At 55.9% G+C, this 16069-nt stretch carries 14 protein-coding genes; all 14 read left to right on the top strand.

The genetic code is table 11. The features are described from left to right. The first annotated feature begins 62 nt into the window (after window positions 1-62). The 14 genes from DW088_RS07975 to DW088_RS08040 all read left to right on the top strand — a co-directional run bounded on the left by DW088_RS07975 (window position 63) and on the right by DW088_RS08040 (window position 15974). Window positions 63-1445 carry a UDP-N-acetylmuramoyl-tripeptide--D-alanyl-D-alanine ligase gene (locus DW088_RS07975; protein ID WP_118360329.1) on the top strand — a complete coding sequence of 461 codons (1383 nt, stop codon included), beginning with the start codon at window positions 63-65 and terminating at the stop codon, window positions 1443-1445. Continuing rightward, on the top strand, window positions 1442-2425 hold the full coding sequence (gene mraY, locus DW088_RS07980) for a phospho-N-acetylmuramoyl-pentapeptide-transferase (protein ID WP_110436336.1): 984 nt from the start codon (window positions 1442-1444) through the stop codon (window positions 2423-2425). The genes DW088_RS07975 and mraY overlap by 4 nt, the downstream gene beginning before the upstream one ends. A gap of 22 nt (window positions 2426-2447) precedes the next feature. Further along, window positions 2448-3716, top strand: coding sequence for an FtsW/RodA/SpoVE family cell cycle protein (locus DW088_RS07985; RefSeq protein WP_118360330.1), 1269 nt, complete (start codon window positions 2448-2450; stop codon window positions 3714-3716). A gap of 249 nt (window positions 3717-3965) precedes the next feature. After that, window positions 3966-5105: an undecaprenyldiphospho-muramoylpentapeptide beta-N-acetylglucosaminyltransferase gene (murG, locus tag DW088_RS07990; protein WP_118360331.1), complete on the top strand. Its 1140-nt coding sequence runs from the start codon at window positions 3966-3968 to the stop codon at window positions 5103-5105. Window positions 5106-5123: 18 nt separating this feature from the next. Next, entirely contained in the window at window positions 5124-6197 is a 1074-nt protein-coding gene (locus tag DW088_RS07995; protein ID WP_118360332.1) for a cell division protein FtsQ/DivIB, read from the top strand. Between the two features lie 257 nt (window positions 6198-6454). Further along, a complete protein-coding gene (gene ftsZ / locus DW088_RS08000; protein ID WP_118360333.1) occupies window positions 6455-7609 on the top strand; it encodes a cell division protein FtsZ in 1155 nt (384 codons plus the stop codon). Window positions 7610-7959: 350 nt separating this feature from the next. Next, window positions 7960-8901: a magnesium transporter CorA family protein gene (locus tag DW088_RS08005; protein ID WP_110436341.1), complete on the top strand. Its 942-nt coding sequence runs from the start codon at window positions 7960-7962 to the stop codon at window positions 8899-8901. Between the two features lie 89 nt (window positions 8902-8990). After that, on the top strand, window positions 8991-9479 hold the full coding sequence (locus tag DW088_RS08010) for a DUF4830 domain-containing protein (protein WP_118360334.1): 489 nt from the start codon (window positions 8991-8993) through the stop codon (window positions 9477-9479). A 181-nt stretch (window positions 9480-9660) separates the two neighbouring features. Beyond that, window positions 9661-10380: a pseudouridine synthase gene (locus DW088_RS08015; protein ID WP_118360335.1), complete on the top strand. Its 720-nt coding sequence runs from the start codon at window positions 9661-9663 to the stop codon at window positions 10378-10380. A gap of 224 nt (window positions 10381-10604) precedes the next feature. Next, window positions 10605-11696, top strand: a complete 1092-nt coding sequence (locus DW088_RS08020) for a PucR family transcriptional regulator (protein WP_117554966.1) — start codon at window positions 10605-10607, stop codon at window positions 11694-11696. Between the two features lie 208 nt (window positions 11697-11904). After that, window positions 11905-12585 (top strand): cell division ATP-binding protein FtsE, encoded by a 681-nt coding sequence (ftsE, locus tag DW088_RS08025; RefSeq protein WP_118360336.1) that lies wholly within the window; start codon window positions 11905-11907, stop codon window positions 12583-12585. After that, complete coding sequence (gene ftsX, locus DW088_RS08030) at window positions 12582-13469, top strand: permease-like cell division protein FtsX (RefSeq protein ID WP_118360337.1); 888 nt, start codon at window positions 12582-12584, stop codon at window positions 13467-13469. Before ftsE ends, ftsX begins: the two co-directional genes overlap by 4 nt. A gap of 29 nt (window positions 13470-13498) precedes the next feature. After that, window positions 13499-14749: a murein hydrolase activator EnvC family protein gene (locus DW088_RS08035; RefSeq protein ID WP_118360338.1), complete on the top strand. Its 1251-nt coding sequence runs from the start codon at window positions 13499-13501 to the stop codon at window positions 14747-14749. Between the two features lie 61 nt (window positions 14750-14810). Continuing rightward, the gene (locus DW088_RS08040) at window positions 14811-15974 is read left to right on the top strand and encodes a S41 family peptidase (RefSeq protein WP_118360339.1); all 1164 of its coding nucleotides are present in this window, start codon (window positions 14811-14813) and stop codon (window positions 15972-15974) included. Window positions 15975-16069: the final 95 nt, after the last annotated feature.

The following is a 16069-nucleotide window of genomic DNA, read 5'->3' on the forward strand; positions in this document are numbered from 1 at the left end:
GGCGCATACTGTGCGCCCCTACGCTCAATAAAGCAAAAGTAAAACCAACTGGGGGAAACGGCATGGAACGATTTACATTAGCGCAGGCGGCGGCATGGACACACGGCGAAGCAAAGGGTGAGGCGGCTCTGACGGCGGTCACGACCGATTCGCGGCAGATTCCGCCGGAGGCGCTGTTCCTGCCGATTAAGGGCGAGCGGTTTGACGCGCATGACTTCATCGGCAAGGCCATCGAGAACGGCGCGGCAGCCGTGATGAGCCACCGCGAGAATGAGGAGTATCCGGTGCCGGCGCTGTACGTTGAGAACACCTCGCAGGCGCTGCTTGACCTCGCGGGCGGCTACCGCATGATGTGCGGCGGCAAGGTCGTCGGCGTGACCGGCTCGGTCGGCAAGACCACCACCAAGGAGCTGCTGTATGCTGTTCTCTCGCAGGGCTTCCGCGCCCAGAAGACAGAAGGCAACCTGAATAATGAGATTGGTCTGCCGCTGACGCTCATGCGTATGACCAGGGATACTGAAGTGCTGGTAGCCGAGATGGGCATGAACCATTTCGGTGAGCTTTCCCGCATGACGGCGGCTGCCAGACCGAATCTGGCGGTTATCACCAATATCGGCACCTCGCATATTGAGTTCCTCGGCTCGCGTGAGGGCATCTGCAAGGCCAAGCTGGAGATCCTCGAGGGTCTGCGGGAGGGCGGCACGGCTGTTCTCTGCGGCGATGAGCCGCTTCTGTGGGACAAACGCGGCAGCCTCGGCTGCAAGGTGGTAACATATGGCATCGAAAATTCCGACTGCGATCTCATTGCACACTTGCACAGCGACGGTACATTTGATATAGTAAATAACGGTCTTGCTGCGGCGCACCTGCCGGTCGGAGAGAAATTCACCGCGAAGCTGAGTATTCCGGGCAAGCATAACGTGCTCAATGCACTGGCGGCGGCAGCTGTCGGTCTGCTGCTCGGTGAAACGCCCGCGCTGATCGCGCAGGGACTTATCAGCTATCAGGCGAGCGGCATGCGCCAGAACATCTATGAGCAGGATGGCTACCACATCTATGCGGACTGCTACAACGCAAGTCCGGATGCGATGGAGGCTACGCTGTCCGTGCTTGGCGGCATGGCCGGGGACGGCCGCCGGTTTGCGGTTCTCGGCTCGATGCTCGAGCTGGGCGATTACGCCGAGGAAGGTCATCGCCGTGCCGGTCGTGCGGCGGCGCAGTACGCGGACGCCCTGTACGCCTACGGTCCGGATGCAGCGGCCATGGTAGCCGGTGCAAGGGAGAAGGGCATGGAGCATGCGTATGCGTTCGACGATCAGACCGCACTTGTCGCGGCACTGCGCGAGGACGCGAAAAAGGGAGACGCGCTGCTGTTCAAGGGCAGCCGCGGCATGCGCATGGAACGCGCACTTGCAATGTTTTTAGGGGAGGAAGTTGAAGCATGAAACAGGCTGTGCTTGTTTTCGCAATCGCACTGGTGATTACGCTGGCTATCGGTCCGGCGGTCATCAATTATCTGCGAAAAATGAAATTCGGTCAGAAGATTCTCGAAATCGGACCGAAATGGCACATGAACAAACAGAATATCCCGACAATGGGCGGCTTTATGTTTATTATCGGTATCGCGGCGGCAGTCATTATCGGTAATATCGTGATGGGTGAGATTTCGGTCTCGTCGCTTGCGGTGCTCGGCCTTGCCGTGGCCTACGGTGCGGTCGGTCTGGTCGATGACTACGCTAAGATCAAGAAAAAGGAAAACGCAGGTCTGACCCCGAAGCAGAAGCTGGTGCTCCAGATTCTGGTTGCCGGCGTGTTCATCCTCGTGCTGTTCCTGGGGTCGAGCGGTCTGCCGCAGCTGTGGATTCCGTTCACAGGCATTTCGTTCAGCTGGCCGTGGCCGTTGTATATCGTGTTCGCGGCGTTCGTTATCGTCGGCGCGGACAACGCCGTCAATCTGACCGACGGCATCGACGGTCTGGCAGCAAGCGTTACGCTGCCGGTTGCCATCTTCTTCGTGTTCGTCGGCTTCCGCCGCGGAGACATGGGCGTTGTGATCTTTTCGGCGGCACTCGCGGGTGCGCTGCTGGGCTTCCTGCGCTATAACTTCAACCCGGCTAAGGTGTTCATGGGCGATACCGGCTCGCTGTTCCTCGGCGGTGCGGTTGCGGGTCTGGCATTTGCATGTGAAATGCCGCTCATCCTGCTGCTGGTCGGCCTGATCTACATCATCGAAACGCTGTCCGTTATCCTGCAGGTCACCTACTTCAAGGCGACCCACGGCAAGCGCCTGTTCAAGATGGCGCCGATCCACCACCACTTTGAAATGTGCGGCTGGGGCGAGAAGAAAATCGTGCTGGTATTCACCGGCATCACGGTTGTGCTGTGCCTGCTGGCCTACCATGTGGCACTCGCACCGCTGTTCTAATTCGTAATTCGGAGGTAACCCTATGGCTTCGACAACTGGAAAGACGAATCCGCAGTACCGGCCGGCGTCGCGCCGTCCCATGCCGCGGAATGCGCCGAGCGGCAAACCGGCGCGTCCTTCGCGGGAGCCGGTGCCGCAGGAGCGTTACCGTACCGGCACCGCAAAGCCGAAGCGCAGACGCATGCGCAGCATGAAGGCGCACATCTGGGATACCGGTGTGTTCTTCTCGGTGCTGCTGCTGCTGATCACCGGTCTGATCGCACTGTTCTCGGCAAGCTATACCAACGCGATGTTCTACAAGGGCAGCGCGACATACTTTATCATGCGTCAGGGCATTTTCGCCGCGATCGGTCTTGCGGCGATGATCGGCCTTTCCAAGATTCCGTACCGCATGTACGCGGGCATTCACAACATCATCATGTGGATATCGGTCGCGCTGCTGATTCTGGTTGCGATACCGGGCATCGGCACATCGGTCAATAATGCACGCCGCTGGCTGTTCGGCTTTCAACCGTCTGAGATCGCAAAGCTGACCGTCATCATCTGCTTTTCCTATTGGGTGGCGCGTGACCCGAAGAGCGTACGCAGCGTCAAGACCATGGTGCAGCCGTACGGTCTGCTGCTGGCGCTGTACATCGGTCTGCTGTATCTGGAGCCACATACCTCAGCGATGATCATCATCTGCGGCATCGGCGTTATCATCCTGCTGGCAGGCGGCATGCGCCTGTGGTACTTTGCGCCGATTCTGGGACTGGGTGCAGGCGTAGTTGCGGCATTCTATGTTGCGTTTAAGCATGTACGAGACCGTTTTGAGGTCTGGCTCAATCCGTTTTCGGATATGGCGAACAAAGGTCTGCAAGGCTCGATGAGCCAGATTGCCATCGGCTCGGGCGGCCTGCTCGGACGCGGACTCGGCAACGGCCTGCAGAAGCAGCTGTACCTGCCGGAGCCGCATAACGACTTCATCTTCGCCACCTGGTGCGAGGAGATGGGTCTGATCGGCGCTCTGCTGGTTATTCTGCTGTTCGCGTACCTTATTTACCGCGGATTCCGTGTGGCGCGCTATGCACCGGATAAATTCGGCAGTCTTCTGGCGACCGGTATCACCGCCAAGCTGGCTATCCAGACGCTGATGAACCTGTTCGTTGTCACCGGCATCATGCCGGTAACCGGCGCGGCTCTGCCGTTTTTCAGCTATGGCGGCACAGCGTTGCTGCTGCAGCTCGGCGAGATGGGCATCCTGCTCAATATATCGCGGTATATGCGGATTGACGGAAGAAACCAGGATTAAGTTATGGCAATACCGCATAATTTTCGCAAAGCGCCGCGGCAGCGCGACCGGAGCCTGCGCAAGAAGCCGCTGCTTTAATTGTGCGGTGTTGCCTTATGCAAATCGAGGCTGTTTGCAGCATACAAACAGCCTCGATGACTGTGATATTGCTGTCAGGCAGTACCACATGATCCGGTAAACAGGCTTTGCCGGACCATGTGATCCTACCTTGCATTTGAAAAGTAACAAACAGGAGAGGGGAACTCAGTTTTGAAACTGTACATTACGGGAGGCGGCACGGGCGGTCACGTTACACCGGGTCTTGCCATTGCACGCTATTTTGAAAAAAAGCAGCCGCAGACGACGGTGCGTTTTGCCGGTTCGGCACGCGGCATTGAAAATAAGCTGGTCCCGCGTGAGGGATACCCGCTGGACACCATCGAGATCATCGGCATGTCGCGCTCGATGAGCCCGAAGGGCATTCTGCACAATCTGAAGGCGGCAAAGCTGGCTGTCTCGGCGGTCAGCAAGGCGAAGAAGCTGCTGAAACAGGCCAAGCCGGACTGCGTGATCGGCTGCGGCGGCTATGCGTCGTTCGCGGTGGTACGCGCAGCACAGCAGCTCGGCATTCCGACTGTTCTGCTCGAGGTCAACGCGCTGCCCGGCAAGGTAACGCAGATGCTCGCAAAGGACGCGGACCGCGTGCTCGTCTGCTTTGAACAGGCAAAGGAGCTGCTCGGCGGCGGAGATAAGATCATTCTGACCGGTGCGCCGGTGCGCGGTGAGATTCTGGCGGCAGATCGCGCAAAGGCACGCGAGAAGTTCGGTCTGACCGATGATGACCAGCTGGTCGTCTCCTTCTGGGGCTCGATGGGTGCAAAGTACATGAACGAGCACATGGCCGGTGAGCTGGCGCTCGAATGTAAAAACGGCGTGCCCTATCACCATGTTCACGCAACCGGTGCGGCGGCCTGTGAGTGGCTGCCCAGAATGGCGAAGGAGCAAGGCGCCGACTTTGACGAACACCCAAACATCGAAGTGACCGAGTACATCTACGATATGGCCGACCGCATGGCGGCGGCTGACCTGATCGTGTGCCGCGCAGGTGCGGCCACTCTCGGTGAGCTGTGCATGCTCGGCCGTCCGGCACTGCTGGTGCCGTCTCCGTATGTGGCGGAGAATCACCAGGAGAAGAACGCGCGCGCCCTCGAAAAGGAGGGCGGCTGCCGTGTTCTGCTCGAGAAGGACGCCAATCCGCAGGTGCTGTACGACGAGATTCAGGATCTGCTGAGCGACCGCGACCGTCTGCACCGGATGGGGCATGACGCGACAAAGCTGGCAGCGCACGATGCAAGCGAGAAGATCTATCAGGAGATACTCTGGGCAATCGAAAACCATGGCAAGAAGTAACAAAGAAGGGATGCTGTGATGAGACGCAGAAGGCGAAAAAAGCACACGCCCGACCGGATGGAGCAGCAGCGCCGCGGCAGGAAAATCTTTCGTGTGCTGGGACGCGTGCTGCTGACCGGTATTGTGCTGGCGGCTGCCGTGGTGGCGATGACCGTGTTCTTCAAGGTTAAGACCATTTCGGTGGAAGGCGCCAAGCAGTACGGCTCGGAGGAGCTGATCGCCGGTATGGATGTTCAAAAGGGCGATAATCTCTATCTGTGGAACAAAAACCGCGTATTGTCCGACCTGATGCACAGCTTCCCGTATCTGGAAAGCGCACAGCTGCGCCGCAAGCTGCCGGATGGACTGGTGCTGACTGTCACCGAATGCACAGCGGCGGCTGCTGTGAGGAATGAGGATAACACGTTCACTTATATCAGTGCGGGCGGCAAGGTGCTCGAGAACAACGCCGCAGACGGCGGTCTGCCGATCGTGCTCGGCGTTACACTGAATGCGCAGATGGGGGATTTCCTTGCTACCGGCACGGATGCACACGTTGACGCCATGCTGAACGTGCTGGAGAACATGGATGCTGCCGGTCTGCTCGAAAAGATGAGCTTCCTCAATCTGAACGACCTGACCGATGTGCGCATCGGCTATGACAAGCGATTCGACATTCGTGCAGGCGCACTGGACGATCTGACGTACCGTATTCGGTTTGCACAGACCGTTATCAGCGATCGCCTTTCGGCATCGGATATCGGGCGGCTGTACTGGGATGCGCAGAACCGTCTGCACTTTGTGCCGGAGACGGCGGAGGATGTAGCACGCTCCGGTACCGACCAGGCAGGTGACAATCCGGTGACCTCGCCGGCGTACACCAATCCGGACGGCGAAGTCGGCACGACCGACAATACGAACGGCGATGACTCGACCGATTCGAGCAGCGACAGCTCGGACAGTTCGGATAACTCGGATTATTCCGATGATTCGGATTACTCGGACGATTCGTCCTATGACGATTCCTACGATGACGGCAGTTATGACGATTCGTACGACGAATCGTATTACGATGACAGCTATTATGACGACAGCTACGATGGCGAAGGCTGAGTTTTTTCTGCCTATACTGGCGAAAATAACCGAAAACACAAGGGAAAACGCGAAAAAATACAGCCTTTTTCCGTATCGCCCGCCGGTTTGCGGGAAAGACACGGAAAAGATTAAGTTTTTTTTGAGGAATTCGCTAATTCCTGTTGCAAAATAGAATAAATCGAGGTAAAATTAAAACAATAGGGGCGAAGTGCCCTCAAACGCGGTAATTGATAATCAAAGAACGATTCTTTATCATAAAACGGAGGACAACGACAATGGGTTTTGAGTTTGAACAGGGCTTGGATAACGTAGTAAACATTAAGGTCATCGGTGTCGGCGGCGGCGGCGGCAACGCTGTAAACCGCATGGTCGAGAACGGTGTACAGGGTGTTGAGTTCGTTTCCATCAACACGGATATGCAGGCTCTGAATTATTCGCAGGCCAGCACGAAGATCCAGATCGGCGAGAAGCTGACCAAGGGTCAGGGCGCAGGCGCAAATCCGGAGATCGGCCGCAAGGCTGCTGAGGAGAGCAAGGATCAGATCGCAGCGGCTCTCGCTAACACCAATATGGTATTTATCACCGCCGGCATGGGCGGCGGCACCGGCACCGGTGCAGCTCCGGTTGTTGCACAGATCGCTCGTGAGCTGGGCATCCTGACGGTCGGCGTTGTTACCCGTCCGTTCGCATTCGAGGGCAAGAAGCGTCTTGAGCAGGCGCTGAGCGGCATCGAAGAGCTGAACAAGAATGTAGACTCCCTCGTTATCATCCCGAACGAGCGTCTGAAGTATGTATCCGAGCAGAAGATCACCTTCAAGAACGCATTCGAGATTGCTGACGGCGTTCTGCGTCAGGCAGTTAAGAACATTTCCGAGCTGATCACCGTTCCGGGCTTCATCAACCTGGACTTCGCGGACGTTACCTCCGTCATGAAGGACGCAGGCTTTGCTCACATCGGCACCGGCTCCGCTGCAGGCAAGGACAAGGCTGCAGAGGCTGCACGCGAGGCAATTTCCAGCCCGCTGCTCGAGACCTCGATCGACATGGCACACGGCGTTATCGTTTCCGTTATCGGCTCTGATGATATCGGTCTCGACGAGGTTGAGACCGCAGCTACCATGGTTCAGCAGGCGGCTCATCCGGATGCACACATCATCTTCGGTGCATTCATCGACGAGAACATGGACGACGAGATCCGCGTTGTTGTAATCGCAACCGGTTTCGACAATGTTCCGAACTCCGCAAAGATGAGCATGGACGGCAATAAGGACAAGGCTTCCGGCTCCACCGGCCTGTTCACCGAGGCTGCTACCGCAGCGGCTGACAAGAAGCCGGCTCGCGCAACCGCTTCCAAGCCGTCGTCCGATGTTGGCTCTGATGATGCTGCATTTGATGTTCTGATGCGCATCTTCGATAAGGACAACCGATAATCTAACTGATAGCTATTCAAAACAGCCCGTAACAGGGCTGTTTTGTCAGGTATGGGAAGGTTAATTTTAAGGCAACACCGCACAATTAAAGCAGCGGCGCTTTGCGGAAATTTTGTATTCTGATTTTGTTGCGATTTCTTGCAATACGGCAAGTATTGCTGCGAAACCGCGCCTCATCAGTACGCAAAATTTATTCGCAAATCGCTCTTGTTCAATTATGCGGTATTGCCTTAAATGAAATCCATATTAAAGGAGAGTGATCACCGTGAGTACGGACCCTGGAAGTAGACAAATGAATATTACTCGCGGTGGCATTTTCGAGGAGTGCCGCTGCTGAAAGGCGGTATAATATGGTTGAATTTTTCAAAACGGTGGACGGCCGCATCACAGAAGTGAGCGAGTTCACCGAGGGCTGCTGGGTCAACATGGTGCATCCCAGCTCGGACGAGCTGGAGCAGATCGCGCAGGCGGCTCAGGTTGAGGAAGAGTTTGTTCGCGCGGCGCTCGACCCGGAGGAAAGCTCGCGTGTCGATACCGAGGACGAGCAGCTTCTCATGATCGTCGATATCCCGATGGTGGAGAAAAGCTCGGTCGAGGACGGCGGACAGATGTTCACCACCATTCCTATGGGTATTGTCGTGGCGCAGAATGCGGTCATCACGGTTTGTCTGGAGGACAGCATCATCCTGCGCTCCATCGCGGAAGGTGCGGTAAAGGGCGTGCATACCTCGCTCAAGACGCGCTTTGTGTTCCAGATTCTGCTCCGCATTGCAGGTCGATTCCTGAAAAATCTGCGTATGATCGAGCGTGACTTTACCCGCATCGAGAAGCGTCTGTACGACTCCCTCAAAAACGAGGAGCTGATCCAGCTGCTCGGACTGAGTAAATCGCTGGTTTACTTCTCCTCGTCCCTCAAGGGTAACGAGGTTACGATGGAAAAGGTGCTGCGCGGCCGCGTGCTCAAGCTGTATGAGGACGACCGCGACATTCTGGAGGACGCGCTGATCGAGGTCCGTCAGGCCATCGAGATGGCGAATATCTATTCCAACATTATGGCGGGTACGATGGATGCTTATGCTTCCGTCGTTTCCAACAATCTGAATATCATCATGAAGGTTTTGACCATCCTGACCATTATCATGACGATTCCGAATATCGTGTTCGGCTTCTTCGGTATGAATATCGGCGAAGGACAGATACCGGGCGACTGGGTCTGGTGGATGCCGCTGGCCATTACGGTGGTCGGCTGCTTCTTTGCATGGTGGATGCTGAAGAAGAAAAATCTGGACTGATACAAGCTGCGCTTCCGAGAAATACTCGGAGGCGTTCTTTTTTGCCTTCTGTACACATAGGATAAAGCAAAAGCAGGAGGGACAATGCCATGATCGTTTTTGCGGCAAAGGTGTCGGTGAGGAAAATCGTAGTGGGCGTGCTGGCGGTCGGGCTGGTGCTGGTCGGCGCGGCAGCACTGCTGCCGAAAACGGCAGAGGCGGATACCGCGGTCAGCGCTGAAGGTGCAGCGCTCAGTGCAAAGCTGAAAACGAACGAGGACCGGGTAGCTCTGCTGACCGCCTGCGGTTGGTCGGTGGAGAACGAACCGGTCGGCACACAGGAGGTGCAGATACCCGATACCTTCGATGAGGTATATGAGCAGTACAACGCTATTCAGCAGGCGCAGGGACTGGATCTTACGCCGTATCAGGGCAAACGCGCCACGCTGTATACCTACGCGCTGACCGCCTATCCTACCGGGGAGCAGGGCGTGACCGCCAACCTTTTGGTGCGCAGAAACCGCCTGATCGCAGCGGATATCACATCCGCACAGACGGATGGATTTGTGCATGGCCTGCTGGATATGCCGCAGACCTGACAGCGGCGGGCAATGACTTCCGGAAACTGCATAACTGTGCAATTCAACGAAAAAGTTATCATAGGTTTATGGTATCTATTGGTAACTTTCGGGGGATTGCACTTTTTTTGCATTTAGCTATTGTGCAATTTGCGAAAAAGTGTTATCCTTATAAAAGAAATGTATTGGCGGAGGGGACAAAATGCCACAGATGCGATTGGACAAATTGCTGTCCCACCTGAACTGCGGCAGCCGCAAGGAAGTGCAGGCGCTCATTCGTGCGGGACGCGTCTCGGTGGACGGCACCGTGCAGAAGGATCCGGCGTTCAAGGTCGATCCCGACCGGTCGCAGACGGCGGTGGATGGCACCGTGCAGCGCTACCGCGCACAGCGGTACTATATGCTCAACAAGCCGATGGGTGTTATCACGGCAAGCCGCGATGAGCGTCACGATACCGTGCTTGAGCTGTTTCCGGCCGAGCTGCGGCGCGGCCTGTTTGCGGTGGGAAGGCTGGACAAGGACACCGAGGGACTGCTGCTCATCACGGATGACGGCGCGCTCAGCCATGCGCTGATGAGTCCGAATCGCCATGTCGAAAAAGAGTACGAGGCGGTCGTGGACGGCGCGCTGGCAGCGGATGCAGTCTCACGCTTCGAGCAGGGCATGACCCTGCGGGACGGCACGGAATGCAAGTCGGCGAAGCTGGAAATCCTCGAGACCGAGCCGGAGCTGCGCGTGCGTGTGACGCTCAAAGAGGGCAAATACCATCAGGTCAAGCGCATGATCGCGGCAGTCGGCGGTACGGTAACGGTGCTCAAACGCCTGCGGCTGGGTGGTCTCTGGCTGGATAAAACACTCGCGCCCGGCGAATTTCGGGAACTGACACAGGAGGAATTGGAAAAACTTACCTCGCAAACTTGAAAAACTTAAAAAATCTACAAATTTTTTTGAGTTTTTTGTACAAAAATGCGCGGACATGTGATATAATGACTTAAAATGTATAGGGAACTTTTGGCGTTCTTGTGAAGAATGTCATAGGCAGAATCACCATTAGCGGTGAGAACACCATAAAGAGTAAGCGTTTCGGCGAACGGATGCGGAGTAAAGCGCCGGGGCGCGTGAAAAAGACGGGAAAGGTGATGGAAATGGCTTCGAGATTGTTCCAGTCGATTGTTTTGCAGATGAAGGATACGGTGGATCGTACGATCGGCATTGTTGACGCAAGCGGTGCGGTCGTAGCATGTACCGATCTGCCTCGTATCGGTGAAATGCGGGAGGAAGCAATCACTGAGCTGGGCTTCGCCGGCGAGATCGTTCGTTTCGGCGGTTATACTTATCATACAACGGGCGACCGTGCGTCGCGTCTGGAATACGCTGTATTCGTACAGGGCGAGGACGAGCTGGCGCGCAGTATCTGTTCGCTGGTTGCAGTTTCGATCAACAATATCAAGACGCTGTATGACGAAAAGCACGACAAGGCTACTTTCGTAAAGAATATCATTCTGGATAATATCCTGCCGGGCGATATTTATATCAAGTCCCGCGAGCTGCACTTCGGCAACGATGTGCCGCGCGTGGTATTCCTCGTGCGCCAGCAGGCGCCGGCTGATGTTGCCGCGATCGACGTGGTAAACGGCATGTTCCCGGACAAGCAGAAGGATTTCGTGCTGCATATCTCCGAGACGGACATCGTTGTTGTCAAGGAGGTCAAGGCAGGCAGTGAGATCAAGGATCTGGTCAAGCTGGCAGGCTCTATCGAGGAGACACTGCTCAGCGAGCTGTCGGTCAAGTGCCTGATCGGCATCGGCTCGGTATCCTCTCAGATGAAGGATATCGCAAAGTCTTTCAAGGAGGCTACGACTGCAATCGAGGTCGGTGCGGTATTTGACACTGAGAAGAACATCATCAGCTTCGAGAATCTGGGCATTGGCCGTCTGATCTATCAGCTGCCGATCACGCTGTGTGAGATGTTCCTGTCTGAAGTATTCCGCAAGGGCTCGATCGACTCGCTCGATCAGGAGACGCTGTTCACGATTCAGAAGTTCTTCGAGAACAACCTGAACGTATCCGAGACCTCGCGCAAGCTGTTCGTACACCGCAATACGCTGGTGTACCGTCTTGAGAAGATTAAAAAGCTGACCGGTCTGGACCTGCGTGAGTTCGATCACGCGATCGTATTTAAGGTAGCGCTCATGGTTCGAAAATACCTTGCAAGCCGCGAAGAAGGTACCAGATAATCGCTGTCTGTTCATAAAATCTACACAGGAAAGACGTAAATTGTGCAATAATGCCACAGTTTGTCGGCTTGCGCATAAACATGATATCTGTTATAATAGACAAAGGTGTATATGTTTACACCTTTGTCTTTTTTGTTTGCTGGAAGGCGAAAATGCCCAATCCGGGGCATTCGCACGCCTTCTGCGTTGGCACCGAGGAGGATTGCCTGTGATACGAATGAGTGAAGCCACCGTGGTTTACGAAAACGGAACCCGGGCGGTGAACAAGGCGAGTCTGCGTGTAGACGAGGGAGAATTTGTCTTTCTGGTCGGCGCGTCCGGCTCGGGTAAAACCACGATCATCAAGCTGCTGACCGGTGAGGTTCGGCCGAGCGAAGGCCGCGTTATCGTCAACAACTACGATATCGGCAGAATGAAAAAGCGGCAGATTCCGTATCTGCGCCGTACATTGGGCGTTGTCTATCAGGATTTCCGCCTGATCAACACCAAAACCGTTTACGAGAACGTCGCATTTGCCATGCGCGCCGTCGGTGCCAAGGGCAAGGCCATCAAGCAGCGCGTGCCGTATGTGCTCGATCTGGTCGGTCTGGCCGACAAGGCGCACGAAAAGCCGATGAATCTTTCCGGCGGTGAGCAGCAGCGTGTCGCAATCGCGCGTGCGCTGGTCAACAACCCGCGCCTCATCATCGCGGACGAGCCGACCGGCAACCTTGATCCTGCGCGTTCGCTGGAGCTGATGACCCTGTTTGAAAAGATCAATGAGCTTGGCACGACCGTGCTGATCGTAACGCACGAAAAGGGTCTGGTAGACGAATTTGAAAAGCGCGTTGTTGTGATCGACAACGGTGAAGTCATCAGTGATCAGACAGGTGGGTATTATCAGATATGAGATCAATCGCTTACTATTGGAAGGAAGGCCTGCGCAACATTTTCAAGCACGGCTTCATGTCCGTGGCGGCCGTGGTGATCATGGTCGTAAGCCTGCTGCTGACAGGCACGGTTACGCTGGTGGCCTACAACATTACGAATAACATTACGAGACTGCAGCAGTCCAACCAGATCGTAGTCTGGATCGACGATTCGCTCACCACGCGTGAGGCGAAAACGCTGCAGACGCAGTTCGAGAAGATCGACAACATTGCGTCGATCGCCTTCGAGGACCGCGATGTCGCGCTTGAACAGTACCGCAAGGAGCTGGGCGACGACGCAGACATCCTCGAGGATTACAACGCGGACAACAATCCGCTGCGCAACAGCTATGTGTTTACCCTGAATGATTCTACGCAGGCGGACGCAACGATCAAAGAAATCGAAGCGGTTGACGGGGTTGCAAGCGTACGCGCGGATGAGGATGTTATCCGCAAGCTGATTCAGATTCAGCGCGTGTTCAACATGATCGCGGCGGCGATGATCGTTGGTCTGGCCGTTATCTCGATCTTCATTATCTCCAACACGGTAAAGCTGGCTATGTTTGCCCGCCGTGAGGAGATCTCCATCCAGAAGATGGTCGGCGCGACAAACTGGTTTATCCGCTGGCCGTTTGTCATCGAAGGCATGGTGCTCGGTCTGGTTGCCGGCGGACTGGCCTTCCTCGCGGAATGGGGTCTGTATACCGAGCTGTACAACGTGGCAGGTACGGTTTCTCTGTCCTCGTTCCATCTGCTCTCGTTCGATGTGCTGCGCTGGTGGGTGCTGGGCGTGTACGCAGGTGCAGCCGCACTGTTCGGCATCGGCGGCTCGGTAACGAGTATCCGCAAGTTTATGGATGTATAACGACTGCATAAAGGAGCGAATGTTTCAATATGATGAAAAAGAAAACCGTGCGCCTGATTTCCTGCATTATTGCGGGCATCCTGGTCGCAGCGATGGTGTTCTCGATGATTGCCTCCGGTCTGGTTTATGCCGGTGCGGTGAGCAGTAAGGAACTGAAAAGCAAGCTGTCCGATCTGGAGGATCAGAAGGCATCGGTCAAGGCGGAGCTTGACAGTCTGGCAGGTCAGGTGGACGAGGTCGAAAAGACCCGCGCCGCACTGCAGAAGGAGATCAAGCTCACCAAGGAGGAGATTACGACCGTAACGGCGTACATCGACCGCCTGCAGGACCAGATCGACGTCAAGACGACCGAACTGGATGCTGCGATCAAGGCGCTTGACAGCAAGAAGGAGCGTTTTTCTGAGACTGTCCGCACGACGTATGAGCAGGGCGAGACCAGCTATCTGGAGGTCCTGCTGAACGCGTCCAACTTCTCTGATCTGCTCAGCCGTCTGGAGATCGTTTCTGCGATCATGGACGATAATAAGAAGATCGTAGCGGAGTACACCGCCGCGAAGGAGGATATTCAGCAGAAGCGCGACGACCTGCAGGCCACCCAGGACGAGCAGGTACAGTATCAGGAAAACCTGAAGTACAAGGCTGAGGAGCTGAAATCCAGCGAGGAGCAGCAGAAGGCGCTGCAAGAAAGTCTGAAATCCTACCAGAAGGAGCAGAAGGCGGAGTACGAGCGCATCACCAGCGAGATGGACACCGTAAGTAACCAGATCGCAGAGCAGTCCCGCAAGGAAGCTGCTGCGGCAGCAGCAGCGGCCGCGGCCGCTAAGAAGAAGGGCGGCAGCTCGTCCTCGAGCACGACCACCACGACCAGCAGCGGCGCGACCCGTTACAGCGGCACGTTCACCTGGCCGCTTCCGGGTTACACCAATAATTCGAGTGCCTATGGCTGGCGTGTACATCCAATCTTCGGTACCCGCAAGTTCCACAAGGGCGAGGATATTCCGGCACCGACTGGCACACCGATCGTAGCAGCCGCATCCGGCACGGTTACTACCGCAGGCTGGGTTTCCGGCTACGGCAACTATACCGTTATCAATCACGGCGGCGGCGTTATGACGGCTTACGGTCATCAGTCTGCCATCCATGTTTCGGTTGGCCAGACGGTAACCGCCGGTCAGACCATCGGTCTGGTAGGCTCTACCGGCAACTCGACCGGTCCGCATCTGCACTTTGAGGTGTATGTAAACGGTTCGACGCAGAACCCGATGAGTTACTTCAACTAACGCAATCACATAAAAGGGGAGAGTGTAACGCTCTCCCTTTTCTCGTGGAGGAGGACAAACCATGAAAAAACTGCGGGAGAGACAGGTCTCTCTGCGGATAGCGCTGACCATGTGTGCTGCGGCAGGCGCGATAACGGCAGTCATCTGCCTGATTTCCACCGGCTGGAACACCAACGAGGTCGGAAAAAAGCTGCGCGAGATCGACCGGCTGGTGTCGGACAAGTACGTTGGGGAACTGGACGCAGACAATGTTGCGGATTATGCTGCGGCAGGCTATATTACCGGTCTGGGAGACAAGTGGTCGTCGTATATTCCTGCGGAAAACTACGAAGCCTACCGCATGAGCGGTGAGGGCAAGGGCTGCGGCATCGGCGTTTCGGTGACGAGCACCGAGACGAGTATTCGTGTTACGCTCGTGTACGATGATTCGCCTGCGGCGAAGGCCGGCATCGAAAAGGGCGATTACATTCTCGGTACGGGAGATCTGACGACCGAAAAGGACGGTTCGAGTGCGGTTATCAGTGCAATTTCCGGCAAAGAGGGGACCGATGTGACCGTCACGGTCAAGAAGGCAGACGGCTCCGCCAAGGAGCTGACCATGCAGCGTGCCGTTGTCACGCAGAAGATGGCATGGGGAAAAATGCTGAATGATAAAATCGGCTATATCCGCATCGAGAATTTCCACGACGGCTGTGCCGACCAGTTCAAGACGGCGCTGCAGTCGCTGACCGACAGCGGCGCACAGTCGCTTGTCATTGACGTGCGCCACAACGGCGGCGGCCGTGTCAAGGAGATGAGCGCGGCACTCGATCCGCTGCTCGGTGAGGGCACCATTATGACGCTGCGCATGAAAAACGGCTCGGAGACCGTTTACACCTCGGATGCAGACCATATTGACCTGCCAATCGCGGTGCTCATTGACGACCAGAGCATTTCGGCAGCAGAATTTTTCGCGGCGGCGCTGCAGGAGTACGACCGCGCAACACTCGTCGGCACGCACACCACCGGCAAGGGACGCGCTCAGCGCACCTACCAGCTGAGCGACGGCTCGGCGGTCAATCTGTCTGTCGAAGAATACTTTACGCCCAAGGGCAAAAGCCTTGCGGATGTCGGCATTGCGCCGGATATTGAGGTGAAGCTGACCGATGAGCAGACGCAGAACTTTTTCTTCCTGACGCCGGAAACCGATCCGCAGCTTCAAAAAGCGATGGAAACTGTGGGATAATCGAGCGCTCCGGCAGAAAATCGGACAGAAAATGGTCGAATCGCTTGACATGGCATTGGTGCTTAATTTATAATATAGTGTACTGTACGGCTCGA

The sequence above is a fragment of the Butyricicoccus sp. AM05-1 genome, assembly GCF_003474415.1.
Lineage (GTDB): Bacteria > Bacillota > Clostridia > Oscillospirales > Butyricicoccaceae > Agathobaculum > Agathobaculum butyriciproducens.

What these genes read in the sequence shown, in the direction of transcription:
- mraY (WP_110436336.1), top strand. Translation starts at nt 1,442, where the DNA reads ATGAAACAGGCTGTGCTTGTTTTCGCAATCGCACTGGTGATTACGCTG.
- ftsZ (WP_118360333.1), top strand. Translation starts at nt 6,455, where the DNA reads ATGGGTTTTGAGTTTGAACAGGGCTTGGATAACGTAGTAAACATTAAG.
- DW088_RS08040 (WP_118360339.1), top strand. Translation starts at nt 14,811, where the DNA reads ATGAAAAAACTGCGGGAGAGACAGGTCTCTCTGCGGATAGCGCTGACC.
- DW088_RS07985 (WP_118360330.1), top strand. Translation starts at nt 2,448, where the DNA reads ATGGCTTCGACAACTGGAAAGACGAATCCGCAGTACCGGCCGGCGTCG.
- DW088_RS08005 (WP_110436341.1), top strand. Translation starts at nt 7,960, where the DNA reads ATGGTTGAATTTTTCAAAACGGTGGACGGCCGCATCACAGAAGTGAGC.
- DW088_RS08020 (WP_117554966.1), top strand. Translation starts at nt 10,605, where the DNA reads ATGGCTTCGAGATTGTTCCAGTCGATTGTTTTGCAGATGAAGGATACG.
- ftsX (WP_118360337.1), top strand. Translation starts at nt 12,582, where the DNA reads ATGAGATCAATCGCTTACTATTGGAAGGAAGGCCTGCGCAACATTTTC.
- DW088_RS08035 (WP_118360338.1), top strand. Translation starts at nt 13,499, where the DNA reads ATGATGAAAAAGAAAACCGTGCGCCTGATTTCCTGCATTATTGCGGGC.
- DW088_RS07995 (WP_118360332.1), top strand. Translation starts at nt 5,124, where the DNA reads ATGAGACGCAGAAGGCGAAAAAAGCACACGCCCGACCGGATGGAGCAG.
- DW088_RS08015 (WP_118360335.1), top strand. Translation starts at nt 9,661, where the DNA reads ATGCCACAGATGCGATTGGACAAATTGCTGTCCCACCTGAACTGCGGC.
- DW088_RS07975 (WP_118360329.1), top strand. Translation starts at nt 63, where the DNA reads ATGGAACGATTTACATTAGCGCAGGCGGCGGCATGGACACACGGCGAA.
- DW088_RS08010 (WP_118360334.1), top strand. Translation starts at nt 8,991, where the DNA reads ATGATCGTTTTTGCGGCAAAGGTGTCGGTGAGGAAAATCGTAGTGGGC.